At 74.0% G+C, this 15,027-nt stretch carries 14 protein-coding genes and 1 pseudogene; 4 read left to right on the plus strand and 11 right to left on the minus strand.

All coding sequences use genetic code 11. The features are described from left to right. Together EAD96_RS05840 and EAD96_RS05845 are read right to left on the minus strand one after the other, a co-directional pair. Positions 1-580, minus strand: a pseudogene (locus EAD96_RS05840) (1-acyl-sn-glycerol-3-phosphate acyltransferase); the annotation flags it as partial. Beyond that, positions 581-1,414, minus strand: coding sequence for a patatin-like phospholipase family protein (locus EAD96_RS05845; protein WP_091422409.1), 834 nt, complete (start codon positions 1,412-1,414; stop codon positions 581-583). Positions 1,415-1,592: 178 nt separating this feature from the next. On the opposite strand from EAD96_RS05845, the gene EAD96_RS31775 reads away from it, so the two are divergent. Then, a complete protein-coding gene (locus EAD96_RS31775) occupies positions 1,593-3,128 on the plus strand; it encodes a serine/threonine-protein kinase (RefSeq protein ID WP_121683536.1) in 1,536 nt (511 codons plus the stop codon). 4 nt (positions 3,129-3,132) lie between these two features. Here the strand turns inward: EAD96_RS31775 and EAD96_RS05855 are convergent, their stop codons facing one another. The 9 genes from EAD96_RS05855 to EAD96_RS05895 all read right to left on the minus strand — a co-directional run bounded on the left by EAD96_RS05855 (position 3,133) and on the right by EAD96_RS05895 (position 12,282). Then, entirely contained in the window at positions 3,133-4,191 is a 1,059-nt protein-coding gene (locus tag EAD96_RS05855; RefSeq protein ID WP_233585478.1) for a glycosyltransferase family 4 protein, read from the minus strand. Between the two features lie 134 nt (positions 4,192-4,325). Continuing rightward, the gene (locus tag EAD96_RS05860) at positions 4,326-4,997 is read right to left on the minus strand and encodes a BON domain-containing protein (RefSeq protein WP_121683538.1); all 672 of its coding nucleotides are present in this window, start codon (positions 4,995-4,997) and stop codon (positions 4,326-4,328) included. Between the two features lie 135 nt (positions 4,998-5,132). Continuing rightward, positions 5,133-6,659 carry a S1C family serine protease gene (locus EAD96_RS05865; RefSeq protein WP_121683539.1) on the minus strand — a complete coding sequence of 509 codons (1,527 nt, stop codon included), beginning with the start codon at positions 6,657-6,659 and terminating at the stop codon, positions 5,133-5,135. A 62-nt stretch (positions 6,660-6,721) separates the two neighbouring features. Continuing rightward, on the minus strand, positions 6,722-8,278 hold the full coding sequence (locus tag EAD96_RS05870) for a cell wall metabolism sensor histidine kinase WalK (RefSeq protein ID WP_121683540.1): 1,557 nt from the start codon (positions 8,276-8,278) through the stop codon (positions 6,722-6,724). After that, positions 8,275-8,976, minus strand: coding sequence for a response regulator transcription factor (locus EAD96_RS05875; RefSeq protein ID WP_030271847.1), 702 nt, complete (start codon positions 8,974-8,976; stop codon positions 8,275-8,277). Before EAD96_RS05875 ends, EAD96_RS05870 begins: the two co-directional genes overlap by 4 nt. A 64-nt stretch (positions 8,977-9,040) precedes the next feature. Then, positions 9,041-9,661, minus strand: a complete 621-nt coding sequence (locus EAD96_RS05880; RefSeq protein WP_121683541.1) for a PadR family transcriptional regulator — start codon at positions 9,659-9,661, stop codon at positions 9,041-9,043. Beyond that, entirely contained in the window at positions 9,658-10,488 is an 831-nt protein-coding gene (locus EAD96_RS05885; RefSeq protein ID WP_091422383.1) for a DUF4097 family beta strand repeat-containing protein, read from the minus strand. The genes EAD96_RS05880 and EAD96_RS05885 overlap by 4 nt, the downstream gene beginning before the upstream one ends. A gap of 124 nt (positions 10,489-10,612) precedes the next feature. Then, complete coding sequence (locus tag EAD96_RS05890) at positions 10,613-11,446, minus strand: 1-acyl-sn-glycerol-3-phosphate acyltransferase (RefSeq protein WP_199733078.1); 834 nt, start codon at positions 11,444-11,446, stop codon at positions 10,613-10,615. 59 nt (positions 11,447-11,505) lie between these two features. Further along, the gene (locus tag EAD96_RS05895) at positions 11,506-12,282 is read right to left on the minus strand and encodes a GNAT family N-acetyltransferase (protein WP_121683543.1); all 777 of its coding nucleotides are present in this window, start codon (positions 12,280-12,282) and stop codon (positions 11,506-11,508) included. 174 nt (positions 12,283-12,456) lie between these two features. Between EAD96_RS05895 and EAD96_RS05900 the strand changes: the two genes are divergently transcribed. The 3 genes from EAD96_RS05900 (at position 12,457) to EAD96_RS05910 (ending at position 15,017) form a co-directional block, all read left to right on the plus strand. After that, positions 12,457-13,113, plus strand: coding sequence for a hypothetical protein (locus EAD96_RS05900; protein ID WP_121683554.1), 657 nt, complete (start codon positions 12,457-12,459; stop codon positions 13,111-13,113). Positions 13,114-13,254: 141 nt separating this feature from the next. Further along, a complete protein-coding gene (locus EAD96_RS05905) occupies positions 13,255-14,193 on the plus strand; it encodes an ABC transporter ATP-binding protein (protein WP_120574144.1) in 939 nt (312 codons plus the stop codon). Continuing rightward, positions 14,190-15,017, plus strand: a complete 828-nt coding sequence (locus EAD96_RS05910; protein ID WP_121683544.1) for an ABC transporter permease — start codon at positions 14,190-14,192, stop codon at positions 15,015-15,017. Before EAD96_RS05905 ends, EAD96_RS05910 begins: the two co-directional genes overlap by 4 nt. Positions 15,018-15,027: the final 10 nt, after the last annotated feature.

Genomic DNA, 15,027 nt, shown 5'->3' on the forward strand with positions numbered 1-15,027 from the left:
CCACCGACCCCCGCCCGTCCGGCCCGGCCGCGATGAACCGGTTGGGCAGCCGGTTGAGCAGCACGTCGATGGCCGGATCCCACTGGAGCGTCTCCTTGAGCACGATCCGGGGTTCCCGCTTGAACCAGTTCACCAGCGCGTGGATCAGGATGAACGAGTCGCCGGGCCCGGCGTGCCGGCAGACCACCAGTTCGGGCCGGCCCGGCAGGGCGGTGTCCGGGTCGGTGCCGACCACGTCGATGCTCAGCCGCAGCGTCCACCGAGCCTGCCAGAACATGATCCGCAGGAACCAGCCGGCCAGCACGTAGTGGGCCCGCTGGAAGGCCGGTGCGCGCTTGTACGCGCCGAAGCCCGAGGCGAGCCAGAGCAGGAACAGGGCGAGCAGCGCGGCGGCGTCCCAGACCAGGTAGACGGTGCCGATCCAGAGCAGCCGCAGCGGGCGCAGCCGTCCCGGCACCAGCGGGGACGCGGCGAGCGCCAGCAGCGCCCAGCCGGGCAGCGTGGTCACCACGAGGACGGCCAGCAGCACCACTCCAGGAGCGAGCACCAGCCGGCGTAGCCAGCGGGGTGGCAGCGGCATTCAGCGCTCCAGCGCGGTGTCCAGGTATCGGCGGGAGGCAGTGTACGCCCGGCTGATCCGCCGTCCCACCGCCGCCGTGTCCCGGTACGCCCACGGGCTGTCGTCGCGCGGCTCCAGCCCGCCGGTGGGCAGCACGTGCACCTCGACGTCCTCGGGCAGTGCCGCCATCTCCCGCGCGAACCGGTGCCGGCGGGCAATCTCGAACGCCACCTGGGCGATCTCCCAGGGGCGGCGCGGCGGGCTCAGCTCGCGTTCGATCCGGCCCACCTGGAGTACGAAGATCTGCTTCGCGCCGAGCAGGACCGCCTCGCCGACCGGGATCGAGTTGACCACCCCGCCGTCGATGTAGTGCTGGCCGTCGATCTGGGTCGGGGGCAGCAGACCGGGCACCGAGGCGGACGCGAGCACCGCCGGCACCAGCGGTCCGGTGTGGAACCAGTGCTCGGCCGCACGCTCGATGTTCGCGGCGCAGCAGCGGAACGGCACGGCCAGGTCGGCGAAGGTGGTCTCCTCGCCCAGCGTGCTCTCCAGCAGGCGGTACAGCGGGCGGGGCGAGTGCAGGTGGGTACGGGCGGCGAACCGGCGCAGCTGCCGGGCGACCGAGTCGCCGTACACCTCGCTGGCCTCGGGTGACGCCCAGAGCCGGACCAGCCGGTCGGTGACCGCCTCGGTCGGGTCGGCGGCGACCAGGGCGCCGTTGACCGCGCCGATCGACGTGCCCAGCACCAGGTCGGGTTTGATCCGCGCGCGGAACAGAGCACGCAGCATCCCCACCTCGACCGCGCCGAGCACTCCCCCGCCGCCGAGCACGAACGCCACCGGACCCGCTGCCATGCGTTCATCCTGGCACGCGGCCCACAACCGGCCGGGCGGGCCGTCCCCGCTGGTCCCGGCCGTCACGGCGAGCCATCGCCGACGCACGCCTCGCGATCGGCTCCGTGGGGACTGTTGACAGGTAAGACACATTCACGCAACCTGATAGCGCTCCCGAGCCCAGGCAGGTGCGAGCTAGATGGCGACACTCCAAGCCGGCCGTCTGCTGGCCCGGCGGTACCGGCTCATCGACCGGATCGGCGCCGGTGGCATGTCGGTGATCTGGCGTGCCCGCGACGAGGTGCTCGACCGGGTGGTGGCGGTGAAGGTGCTCGCCCCCTCGCTCGCCGCCGACGCGCGGTTCCGCGACATGGTGCGCGAGGAGGCCCGCTCGGCCGCCCAGCTCGACCATCCGCACGTCACCGCCGTGCACGACTACGGCGAGACGGTGGCCCCGGACGGCTCGATCACCTCGTTCGTGGTGATGGAGCTGCTCAGCGGCGAGGAGCTGGAACACCTGCTGACCCAGGGGCCGCTGCCCTGGCCGACGGCGGTGGAGACCGGCGCGCAGGTGGCCGAGGCGCTGGCCGCGGCACACCGGCTCGGCATCGTGCACCGCGACGTGACCCCGGCCAACGTGATGATGACCGCCACCGGCGCGAAGGTGCTCGACTTCGGCATCGCCACCCGGATCGGCACGCCGGACGACGACGAGGACGGCGGGACGTTCGGCACCCCGGCGTACGTGGCCCCGGAACGGCTCGACGGCGCGCCCGCCCAGCCCGCCACCGACGTGTACTCGCTCGGCGTGCTGCTGTTCGAGACGCTCACCGGGCAGCCGCCGTACCCGGCGGAGACCTGGGAGCAACTGAGCGCGGCGCTGGCGGACAGCCCGGAGCCCACACTGGACGACGTACCGGGACTGCCCGGCCCGGTCGCGGAGATCTGCCTGCGCTGCCTGGCCCGCGACCCGCGTCGCCGGCCCACCGCGCGCCGGGTCGCCGCCGTGCTGCGCGACCAGATGCTGCCCGCGGACCCGCAGGCGGCCACCATGCTGGCGCCGACCATGACGCTGCCCGCGCTGACCTCCCCGCCGCCGGCCGGCCCGGCCGCGCCGCCGGCCCCGGACCAGGTTCCCGCCGCGCCGCCGGTCCCGGAATCGGGGCAGGTTCCCGCCGCGCCGCCGGTTCCGGAGCCGGGACAGGTCCCCGACGCGCCGCCGGTCCCGGCCGCCGCGCCGGGCCGGCGCCGGACCCTCACGCTGGCGGCCGTCGGCGTCGCAGTGGTCGCCGCGGCGGTGCTGCTGGCATCCGCTCTGACACCGGACCGGCCCGCCGACCCCCGGGTGCTGCCGACCGCCGGGCCGGTACAGCCGTCGACGACCGAACCGCCGGTGACCGAGGCGCCGGCCACCACGCCGCCGCCCGCGCCGACTACTCCGCCGTCGACAGGCGGCGCCCGCCCGCCGGCCGCCGGTCAGGCCGACGCCGCCGAACGGGTGGACGGGCTGATCGAGGCCGGGCTGACCGAGGGCCAGATCCGCGAGGACGTCGGGGTGGACCTGCGGAACCTGCTGCGCAACGCGGTCGCCGCGAACGGCGGGACCGAGGTGACCGCCGCCGTGGACCGGCTCCGCAGCAAGATCGACGAGCGTCGCCGCGAGGGCAGCATCAGCCCCGGGTACGCGCGGCGACTCGACGCCGCAGCGGCGGAACTCGTGGCCGGGCAGACCTGACGGGTCAGCCGACGGCCGGCGCGACCGTCCGGGGTGCCCGTGCGGGCTCCCGCACGGCCAGGAAGCCCCGGTAGACCGCCTCGTAGTCGGCGGCCATCCGCTCCACCGAGAAGTTCTCCGCCACGTGCGCCACGCAGTCCGCCGGGTCCAGGTCCGCCGCCGCCCGCAACGCCGCCGGCAGCTCGCCCGGGTCGTCGCAGACGAAACCGGTGACCCCGTCACGGACCAGCTCCGGCACCGCGCCCCGGCCGAGCGCCACCACCGGCGTACCGGTCGCCATCGCCTCCACCATCACCATGCCGAACGGCTCCGCCCACTGGATCGGCATGATCAGGCAGCGGGCGTCCAGCAGCATCCGCAGCGCGGTCGCCCGGTCGGCGTTCACCACGGGCGTCACGTCGTCGCCGAGCAGTGGCCGGACCACCTGCTCCAGGTAGCGGCGCTCGGCCGGCTCGTTGCACTTGCCCGCGAGCGTGAGCGGCAGCCCGGCCGCCCGGCAGGCCGCGATCGCCACGTCCGGGCCCTTGTCCGGACTGAACCGGGCCAACCAGAGCACCGGGCCCGCGCCCGGGCTGCGCTTGCGCGGGATGTCCCGCAGCGGCATCGCGTTGTGCACGGTGCCGGCCCAGGGCAGCCCCGGGTTCGCCCGGCGCTGGGTGTGCGAGATCGCGACCAGTCCCACCCCGTTGTCGGTGTTGCCGAGCACCGTGCCGTACTCGCCGACCGGGTTGCCGTGCACGGTGGCCACGGTGGGCACCCGGCGACGGCCGGCCACCATCGGGCCGATCGTGGTGTGGTCGTGGATCAGGTCGAAGCCGGCCGGGTCGACCAGGCGGTCCACGTGGGCCAGGTGCGCCAGTTCGGGCAGCGACTCGCCCATCCGCTCGTACTGGAGGTCGTCGCAGGTGGAGACGAAGTCGGCGGCGGTTCCGTGCTCGGTGCCGGCGCCGAACAACGTGACGCGGTGCCCCCGGTCGACGAGCGCGTCGACGAGGCCCGCCACCACCGTCTCCAGCCCGCCGTAGCCGGGCGGCGGCACGGACAGCCACGGCGGCACCACCATGGCGATCCGCAAGGGACCGGCCCACGCGCGCTCCGAGGACTGCTGGTTCACGGCCACGAGTCCTCCCCGTCGGTCCCCGGCGTACCCCCGCTGGGCGCGGGTTCCCGACCCGGCCCGCGGTAAACGACAACCGGTCAGCCGGCCACCACGATCCCGACGTGCACCTCCCGTACGCCGGGCAGCGCCCAGGCGGCCCGTTCCGCGTCCTCCCGCTGCCACCAGGCGCTCACCACGCCGTCGAGCACCACCGTGTCGCCGTCGACCCGGGCGTCGATCCGCTCGGTTCCGGTGCGCCGCAGCAGCAGGCTGCGCAGGTCGAGCCGCTTCTGCTCGTCGCTCGGCGGGGTCGGTGGACGCACCTCGACCAGGTTCGTCACGCCGCGTACGCCGCGCAGCCGGCGCAGCTCCCGTTCGGCGGTACGGCGCTGGAAGCCGAACTCGACCTCACCGCGCAGCATCACCCAGCCGTCGGCCACCGTCACGTCCAGCCGCTCGGCGGGCACGAAGCTGTCCCACTCCAGCGCCCGGCTCGCCGCGATCGCGATGTCGGCGTCGGTACGCAGGTCCGTGGCGGGCAGATCGACCGCCAGGTCACTGGCGACCGCCCGTACGCCGCGTACCCGGTGCGCACAGCGCTCGACGGCCCACCGCCGGGCGTAGCTGTCCACCTGCCCGGTGAGCGTGACGACGCCCCGCGACACGGTCACGCCGACCTCGGTGGCCCGGGTCTGCGCGTCCCAGTCCAGTTCGGCGAGGACGTCGCGCTGGATCTCCTGGTCGGTACGCAGGGCGGACGTGGTGGTCATGCCCCGAGCCTGCCGCCGGTACGGGTGAGGCGTGCTCACCCGTACCGGGTGAGAAACGAGGAGGGGCGGCGGGTGACGGAGCCAACCCCCTTGGCTCCGTCACCCGCCGCCCGGGAGGGAGGCAGGTCTTCGGGACTATGACGTCTCGGCGAGCGTCACGGTTGCGTTCTCGGTGGATCCGTTCCGCTTGTACTGCACCTCGACCCGGTCACCGACCTTGCCGGCCTGCACGGCGCCGACCAGGTCGTTCGAGTCGTTGATCACCTTGTCGCCGAACTTGGTGATCACGTCGCCGCGCTGGAGGCCGGCCTTCTCGGCGGGGCTGCCGGGCGTGACGGCGGCGACCAGCGCCCCGCCGTCCTCGGCGCCGTTCACGCTCACCCCGAGCGAGGGGTGGCTGATCTTCTCGCCGCGCTGGAGCTTCTCGGCCACGTCCTTGGCCTTGTTGCTCGGGATGGCGAAGCCGACGCCGATGTTTCCGGTGCTGCCCTGCCCGGCGGTGGCGATGGCGGTGTTGATGCCGATCACCTCGCCCCGGGTGTTGACGAGCGCGCCGCCGGAGTTGCCCGGGTTGATCGGGGCGTCGGTCTGGAGCAGGCCGGAGATCGAGCTGGCGCCCTGCTGCGGGTTCTGCTGGCCGCCCTCCCCCGCCTGGATGGTGCGGTCGCGGGCGCTGAGGATGCCGGCGGTGACCGAGCCCTGGAGGCCGAGCGGGCTGCCCAGGGCGAGCACCTGGTCACCGACCTGCATGGCGTCGCTGTCGCCGAACTTGGCCGCCTTCAGGTCGCTCACGCCGCTGGCCTGGACCACCGCGAGGTCGGTCTTCGGGTCGGTGCCGACGATCTTCGCGGAGGCGCTCTTGCCGTCGGCGAAGACCACCCGCACGGTGTCGCCACCGGCGCCGGCGACGACGTGGTTGTTGGTGAGCACGAACCCGTCGGCGCTGAGGATCACCCCGGAGCCCTCACCGCTGTTCGTCATGATCGTGACGATGCTGTCCTGGACGGAGGCCGCGATCTTGGGCAGGTCGGCGCTGTTGATCACCGGGGCGGCGGAGTAGGTGCGGGTGGGTCCGCCCTCGTCGAGCGCGAGGGCGAGCGCGCCGCCGGCCGCGCCGGAGCCGAGCATCAGGACCAGTGCCAGCGCGCCCGCGCCGACGAACTTCCCGGCCCGGCTGGGGCGGGCCGGCTGCTGCGGGCCCCACTGCGGCATCGGCTGGCCGGGCTGGTACGACTGGTAGCCCTGCTGCGTCTGGTACGGCTGCGCCTGGTACGAGGGCACCGGCCCACCGTGCTGCGTGGCCGGGTAGCCGGTGGCGGCCTGCTGGTTCCAGCCGCCCTGCTGGTGCTGCTGCTGCCCGTACCAGGGGTGGGGCTGCTGCGGCTGCCCCGAGGCCGGGTACGGCGGCGCGGACGGCGTCGCCGGCTGCGGCGGGTACGGCCCGGCGGGCGCGGTGTTCCCGGCGCTCTCCGCCGGGTTCGTGTGCCCGGCGGGCGTGCTGGTTCCGGCGGCCGGGGAGTCGGCCGGAACCGACGCCGCGGCCGGGGTGGTGGAGGAGTCCGACGTCCCGCTCTCGACGCGGGGCAGCTCGGCGGTGTGGTGCGACGGCTCGGCGTCGGCGGGGGCCGGCGACCGCTGCGGATCGGTCTCGTGCTCGGTCATGCCACCAGCTTTCCCCGTTGCACTGTCACCAGCCTGGAATCAGCCTGGAAGTTTTCTGAATGTCACTCGCCCGGCTCGGGCGCCTCGGGCAGCAGCGGCAGCTTCACCCGGAACGTCGCCCCGCCACCGGGCGTCTCCGCCACCTCGACGGTGCCGTGGTGCGCGGCGACGAGCGCGGCCACGATGGCCAGGCCGAGGCCGGTGCTGATCGGTCCGCCGGCCCGGCGGGTCCGCGCGGCGTCCACCCGGTAGAACCGCTCGAAGACCCGCTCGGCCTGCTCCGGGGTGAGCCCGGGACCGGTGTCCGCCACCTCCACCACGGCGAGGTTGCCCGCCTCCGACCGCAGCCGCAGCGTCACCGAGGCGTCCGGCGGGGTGTGGGTGAGCGCGTTCGTCATCAGGTTGCCGATCACCTGGCGCAGCCGGGCGTCGTCGCCGAGCACCACCAGCGGGCCGGAGCCCGGCTCCCGCTCCAGCTCGATCCGCCGGTCCGGGTCGACCACCCGGGCCGCCTCCACCGCGTCCGAGGCGAGCACCGGCAGCTCGACCGGGCTCAACGCGATCGGCCGTTCCCGGTCCATCCGGGCCAGCAGCAGCAGGTCCTCCACCAGCAGACCCATCCGGGACGCCTCGTCCTCGATGCGGCGCAGCAGGTCGGCGGTCTGCTCCGGCGCCCGGGCCGCGCCCTGCCGGTACAGCTCGGCGAAGCCCCGGATGGTGGTCAGTGGCGTGCGCAGCTCGTGCGAGGCGTCGGCGATGAACTGCCGCATCCGCTCCTCGGACCGGCGGGCCCGCGCCTCCGACGCCTGCGCGTACGCGGCGGCGTCCCGCGCGCCCATCTCGGCGCTGCGCGCCGCCGCCTCGGAGGCGGCCCGCGCGGTGAACGCGGCCTCGATCTGCGCCAGCATGGCGTTCAGTGCCCGGGACAGGCGGCCCAGCTCGGAGGTCGGGCACGACCGCCCCTCCTCCGGGTCGGGCACGCGCCGGGTCAGGTCGCCACCGGCGATGGCCGCCGCCGTCCGCTCTATCTCCACCAGCGGCTTCAGGCTGGTGCGGACGATCCCGGCGCCGACGGACGCCAGCGAGATCAGCACCGCGCCCCCGACCAGGAGGTCTATCCACACCAGTCGCCCGACCGCGGAGTCGACGCCGGTGAGGTGCTGCCCGAGCGCGATGATCCGCCCGTCGGGCAGGGCGGTGTAGAGCATCCGCCACCGGCTGCGGCCGTCCTCGGAGCGCACGGTGAACGGGTCACCCACCCGCTCCTGGTAGCCCGCGAATTCGGTGGGGAAGCGGGGCAGTTCCTCTTCGCGCAGGTTCTCGTAGCGCGTCGGCTCTTCCGGCAACTCGCCGGGTGCCATGACGGACGCCACGTAGTCCGACGGAATGGTGATCTTGATCGGGCCGCCGCCGGCCTTGTCGAGCGTGTTGGCCACCGTGTACGCGCCGCCGCGAAGCTGGTCGTCCGCCTGCCCGATCAGGTAGTTGCGCAGCAGGAACGCCGTCAGGCCGCTGATCACGACGAGCGCCACGGCCACGAGCGCGAGGACGGCGGCGACGAGCTTCAGCCGGAGCGGGACGCTGCGCAGCCTGCCCTTCGCGTCGTCGACGACGTTCACGCCGCCGGCTTGCGGAGCACGTAACCCACTCCCCTGAGCGTGTGGATCAGCCGGGGCTGGGTGTTGTCGACCTTGCGCCGCAGGTAGGAGATGTAGGACTCGACGATGTTGTCGTCACCGCGGAAGTCGTAGTTCCAGACGTGGTCGAGGATCTGCGCCTTGCTGAGCACCCGGTTGGCGTTGAGCATCAGGTACCGCAGCAGCTTGAACTCGGTCGGCGACAGCTGCACCCGCTGGCCGGCCCGGTGCACCTCGTGCGTCTCCTCGTCCAGCTCCAGGTCGGCGAAGGTGAGGCGGGACGGTGCCTGCTCGCCGGTCGCGGTACGCCGCAGCACGGCCCGGATCCGCGCGGTCAGCTCCTCCAGGCTGAACGGCTTGGTGACGTAGTCGTCGCCGCCCAGGGTCAGCCCGCGGATCTTGTCGTCGGTGGCGTCGCGCGCGGTCAGGAAGACCACCGGGGTACGGGTTCCGCCCTCGCGCAGCATCCGGATGACCTCGAAGCCGTCCAGGTCGGGCAGCATCACGTCGAGCACCACCAGATCGGGCCGGTGGTCCTTGGCGGCGTTCAGGGCGGCGCTGCCGCTGGTCGCGGTGGCCACGTCGAAGCCCGCGAAGCGCAGGCTCGCGGAGAGCAGTTCGAGGATGTTGGGATCGTCCTCGACGACGAGAAGCCGGGCCTCGGTCTGGGTAGCCGCCATGGCACCCATCATCCGCGCTCCGGCTGCGGTCGCGCTGGGTGCCGGCTGGAAACAACCTGTGAGATCAGCGGAGCAGCCGCCGCAGCCCTTCCAGCGCGCCGTCGAGCAGCCGGATCGCGGTACGGAGCTGGTTGTCGCTGAGCCGCCGGGCCCGGACCAGCGCCCCGACCTCGACGGTGAACGCGGCCAGCCGCTGGTCGAAGTCGGCGAGCAGCGGCGAGTCGTCCGGGCGGGGCGATCCCCCGTCGCCCGCCGGCCGGGCGCCGGCGGACGCCGTCCAGCCGCCCTGCCGGGTCTGCCGGGCCACTTCGCGCAGTTCCCGCTTCAGGTCGCGCACCGAGCCGCGTACCTCGGTGCGGATCTCCCCGGCCAGCGCGGAGAGATCCTCGACGGCGGCACCGATGTCGCTCTCCAGCGTCGACAGCTCGTCGGCGCGCTGCCGCAGTTCGGCGCGGCCCGCCTCGGTGATGTCGTAGACCTTGCGCCCGCCCGCGGCGGTGTGCGTGACGAGCCCTTCCGCCTCCAGTCGTTGCAGGCGCGGGTAGATGGTGCCGGCGCTGGGCGCGTACAGGCCGAGGAAGCGCTCCTCCAGCAGACGGATCAGCTCGTAGCCGTGCTTCGGGCCGTCGTCGAGCAGCTTCAGCAGGTAGAGGCGGAGCCGGCCGTGGCTGAACACGGCGGTCACGGCACGTCCTCCACATGGTCGGCGGGCGCGACCGGGCGGGCGAGCAGCGCGATGCTGCCGGAGGTCGCGGAGGCCCAGAGCCTACCCGCACCCCCACCGAGCACGCCGTGGCTGTCCTTGATCGAGCCGAGGCCGCGCCCACCGCTGTCCACCTGCGGGAAGCCGCTGGTGATCTTGCCGGAGGTGGTGTGCAGGTGCACGGTGAGGTCGCTGTCCTCGCGGACCCGCACGGTGATGCTGCCGGAGATGGCGCTGAGCCGGATCTCGCTGCCGCGCGGGTTGTCCAGGTCGCAGGTGATCGAGCCGGAGACGGCGTGGGCGCGGACCCGCTCGGGCGCGCTGTCGGCCAGGATCAGCTCACCGGAGACCGTCTCCAGGTCCAGGTCGCCGCCGATGCCGAGCGCCTCGACCGGCCCGGAGATGACCTTGGCGCTGGTGCGCCCCCGCAGCCCGCGCAGCGTGACCTGCCCGGAGGTGACGTCGACCCGGGTCTCCCGGCGCAGCCCGGAGGCGACGAGCGCGCCGCTGACCACCGACAGGGTGGCGAGCACGTCCGGCGGAACGGCTACCGACACCTCGGCCCGGATCCGGTTGCCGAACCAGGAGAAGATGCCGAGCAGGCCGGGCTTGCGCTTGTGCCGGATCGTCAGCCGCCCGTCGCGTACCTCGACGAGGAGCGGGCGGTTGCTGATCCGGGTCACGTCGACCCGGGCCGGCCCGTCGGCGCCGACCACGTTCAGCCGGCCGCTGATCAGCTCGGCGTCGAGCCGGGTGATCGGCTCGTCCAGCGTGATGCGCTGCGGGTTGTCGACCGTCCAACTGGCCATGACGCGCTCCCCTCGTCGGCGTGCCGATCCACGGCGCGCCAGGTGTTGCGAGGAGCATAACGCGATACATCGCGACTGAACAAGACACTATCGCGACTGTGTCGCGTCCCTGACGTCCCGCAGGTCAAGCCGCCAGGTCGAGCTGTGTCGCGAGCGGCGGTCGAGGGGACGGATGGATCGCGGCCTCCGCGATCCGGGCCAGCGACCTGCGGTCCGCGCCTTCGCCCGGGTGCAGCGCGGCACTCAGCGTCACCGACACGGTCAGGCCCCGGGCGGCGAGCACCCGGCGTACCGATGCCCAGAGCGTCTCCTCGCCGAGGAAGGCGGGCAGCGTGCTCGGATCGCCCGCGTACCGGTAGCCGATGCGCAACGGCACCACCGGCGCGCCCGCCGCCACGGCGGCCTCGAACATCGCCGGGCGGAAGCCGCCGCTCGGGCGGCAGTCCGTGGCGGCGCCGCACCAGGTCGTACCCTCCGGGAACACCGCCACCGACCGCCCGGATCGCAGCGCGCCGGCCACCTGAGCGACGGTGGCCGGCAGGTCACGCGGCCGGGACCGGTCCACGAAGACGGTGCCCGCCGCGGCGGCCAGGGCGCCCACCAGCGGCCAGCGCCGGACCTCGCGTTTCGCCAGCATCCGGGCCGGCGACACGGCGAGCACCGCCAGGACGTCCAGCCAGGAGACGTGGTTGGCGACCAGCAGCGCGCGCCCGCGCGGCGCCCGCCCGCGGACCAGCAGCCGGACCCCGAGGGTACGCAGCGTCCACAGCGCCCAGCCGCGCAACGCGGCCCGGCCCCGGGCGGCGGGCAGCAGCGGCAGCAGGACGGCCAGACCCGTCCCGGCCAGCAGCATGCCGAGTACGCCGAGCAGCCGTCCCGCCCGGCGCAGCCGCGACACGTCCGGGGCGGCGGGCGGCGGCAGGCAGTCCGGCCCGCAGCCCGAGGCGGGCCGCCACAGACCCGCCCCGTCGACACCGGCGCCCGGGCCCGCGCCGACCTTGGGAACGGCGACGGCGGTCACGACCCGGCCTCGCCGAGGAAGTGCCGCAGGTAGCGCGGGTTCATCCGGTCCAGCGAGAACAACACGTAGAAGTCGGCGCAGCCGAAGTCCCTGTCGTACGCGGGCTCGCCGGCCACCCAGGCGCCGAGCCGCAGGTAGCCGCGCAGCAGCGGCGGCACGAGCGCCCGGCGTTGCGCCGGGGTGAGCGCGGCGAGGTCGGCGGCCGGCGCCTCGGCGAACCAGGGCCGGCGCGGGGTGACCCGCAGCAGCGGCGGGGCGAGGTGCCGGGCGGTGACCTCGGCCCACACCTGCGCGGCGGCGGTCCCGCCGTCCGCGACCGGCACCGAGGCGCAGCCACCGAGCCAGCGGACACCGCGCAGGTGCAGGTAGCGGCAGATCCCGGCCCACATGAGGTTGATCACGGCACCGGTGCGGTGGTCCGGGTGGACGCAGGAGCGGCCCGCCTCGACCAGGTCGTCGCGGAGCGGGGCCAGCGGGCCCAGGTCGAACTCGGCGTCGGCGTAACGGCGGTCGGTGCGGCCGGGCGGCAGCAGCCGGTACGTGCCGACGACCTCGCCGGTGCCCTCGCGCAGCACCACCAGGTGGTCGCAGTACGCGTCGAACTCGTCGGTGTCGAGTCCGGTCGCGGCGGTCGGCACGGTGGCGCCGAGTTCGCCGGCGAACACCTCGTGGCGCAGGCGTTGCGCGGCCGCGACCAGTGCCGGGTCGTCGGCGATCAGCAGGGTGTAACCGCTGGTCGTGAGCGGTGCGCCAGCGGCGTGCAGGACAGCCATGACTCCTGTGTAGGTGCCCCGGGTTGCCACCGGACGGGACGAGGGGTGTCGATCCGGTGAACGACGGCCGGCGGTGGTGTGCGAACCGGGACGGCCGGGGCGGGAGCGGCGTGTGCGAGGCTGCCGGGCGGACCGCCCGCGACGGCGCCGGCGGCGGTGGACCCGGAGGTGCACATGCTGGTCGAGGCCCGCTTCCAGGGACCGGACGGCTCCGGCAACGGCGGCTGGAGCGCCGGGATCTTCGCCGCGCTGATCGACGACCGGGGCCCGGTGGAGGTCACGTTGCGCCGGCCGCCGCCGCTGGACACCCCGCTGACCGCAGCCGACGGCGAGGTACGCGACCCGGACGGCCGCCTGGTCGCCCAGGTACGCCGGGTCGAGCCGGTCGACGCGGTGGTGCCGCCGGTGGACCCGGCGACGGCGGCCGAGGCCGCGCGGGCGTACCCCGGTCTGGTCGACCACCCGTTCCCCCGCTGCTACGTCTGCGGACCCGCGAACCCGGACGGGCTGCGGATCTTCCCGGGGCGGCTGCCGGACGGGCGGACCGCCGCGCCGTTCCGCGCGCCGGCCGCTGTGGTGCCCGCGACGGTGTGGGCGGCGCTGGACTGCCCGGGCGGCTGGGCGGTGCTGGCGCCCGGCCGGCCGTACGTGCTGGGGCGGATCGCCGCGCAGGTCACGGCGCTGCCACGGCCCGGCGACGAGTGCGTGGTGACCGGCCTCGCCGTCGGCGGCGAGGGACGCAAGGCCGAGGTGCACACCAGCCTGTACGGTTCGGACGGCGCGCTGCTCGGCCGCGCCCGGGCCACCTGGGTGGCGCTGCCGACGGCCTGATCTCCTCCCTGAGGAGGACGGCGCGTACGCGTCCCGCCTGATTGACCCCCTTGCGCCGGGTTGGAAGGCTGTTGCGGGGCGCCCCCGCAACGGCGCCCCCACCGGCGCGCGTCGAGCCCGCCGGGGCAGGAGAGGAGAATGATGTCCGACGGGCAGCCACGCCCCAGTGCCGGGACCGGCCAGATCATCGTGTCCGGCCTGACCAAGCAATACAAGACCGTCCGCGCGGTGGACAACCTGTCGTTCACGGTCGAGCCGGGCCGGGTCACCGGCTTCCTCGGCCCCAACGGCGCCGGTAAGACGACCACGCTGCGCATGCTGCTGAACCTGGTGACGCCGAGCGCCGGCACGGCCACCATCGGCGGCAGCCGGTACGCCGACCTGACCGACCCGCTGCGTACTGTCGGCGCGGTGCTGGAGGCGTCCAGCGCGCACAAGGGCCGCACCGGCATCAACCACCTGCGGGTGATCTGCGCGGCGGCGGGCCTGCCGAAGGAGCGCGCCGACGAGGCGCTCGCCCTGGTCGGGCTCTCGCCCGCGGCGAAGCGCAAGTTCAAGGGCTACTCGCTCGGCATGAAGCAGCGGCTCGGCATCGCGGCCGCGATGCTCGGCAACCCGCAGGTGCTGATCCTGGACGAGCCGGCCAACGGCCTGGACCCGGAGGGCATCCGCTGGATGCGCGGCTTCCTCAAGGGGCTGGCCGCCGAGGGGCGTACGGTGCTGGTCTCCAGCCACCTGCTCTCCGAGATGCAGCTGCTCGCCGACGACGTGGTGATCATCGCGGCCGGCAAGCTGGTCCGGCAGGGTCCGGTCGACCAGGTGATGGCCTCGATGACGCACGACGTGCAGGTACGGGTGCGTACCCCGCAGGCCGACGAACTGGCCGCGGCGCTGCGCGAGCAGTCGGCCACCGTCGACACCGACCCGCACGGCGCGCTGCTGGTGACCGGCGTGGACGCGCCGACCGTGGGCCGGGTCGCGCTGGCCGCCAAGGTCGAGCTGCACGAGCTGACCACCGAGCGCCCCGACCTCGAAGGGGTCTTCCTGGAGCTGACGGCCGGAAAGGCGGAGATCCGATGACGCTGGTCCGATCCGAACTGCTCAAGATCCGTACCACCAGCACCTGGTGGATCTTCGGGCTGATCAGCCTGGCGCTGTGGGCGCTCACGCTGTTCTTCAACTGGTTGCAGACCGAGGCGCTGGCCGGCGGGGACTTCGGCGAGGTGCCGGCCGACCAGTCCGACCAGTTGCAGGCCATCTCGGCCGCCGACAACCTGGCCGCCAACCTCTACACCAACGGCCAGTTCTTCGGGCTGCTCATCGTGCTGCTGCTGGGCATCGTGGTGGTGACCAGCGAGTTCTTCCACCAGACGGTGACCACCACGTTCCTCACGGCGCCGCACCGCACCGCGGTGATGCTGGCCAAGTTGGCCGCGGCCGGCGTGCTGGCGCTGCTGTTCTGGCTCGTCACCACCGTGCTGAACCTGATCATCTCGCCGCTGATCCTCAACTCGGTGGACGTCGGCTCGCAGCTCGGCAGCGGCGCCGTCTGGCGGGCGATCGCGCTCAACGGCCTGGCCTACCTGCTCTGGTCGGTGCTCGGCGTCGGGCTCGGCGTGCTGATCCGCAGCCAGATCGGCGCCACGGTGACCGGCATCCTGTTCTACCTGGGCGGCGCGATCGGCGCGGTCATCGTCCTCAGCCTCCTCGCGGCACGGTACGGCGACTGGATCAACAAGCTCCAGCTGCTGGTCCCGTCGCTGGCCTCCGGGCTCATGGTGGGCGGCGACACGGACATCCCGGGCAACCCGCCGCAGTGGGCCGGCGCCCTCGTGCTGATCGGATACGCGGTGGTGGCCGGCGCGATCGGCGTGGCCACGATCCGCAAGCGCGACATCTCCTGACCTCGTGGTC

This window comes from Micromonospora sp. BL1 (genome assembly GCF_003667485.1).
Lineage (GTDB): Bacteria > Actinomycetota > Actinomycetes > Mycobacteriales > Micromonosporaceae > Micromonospora > Micromonospora tulbaghiae.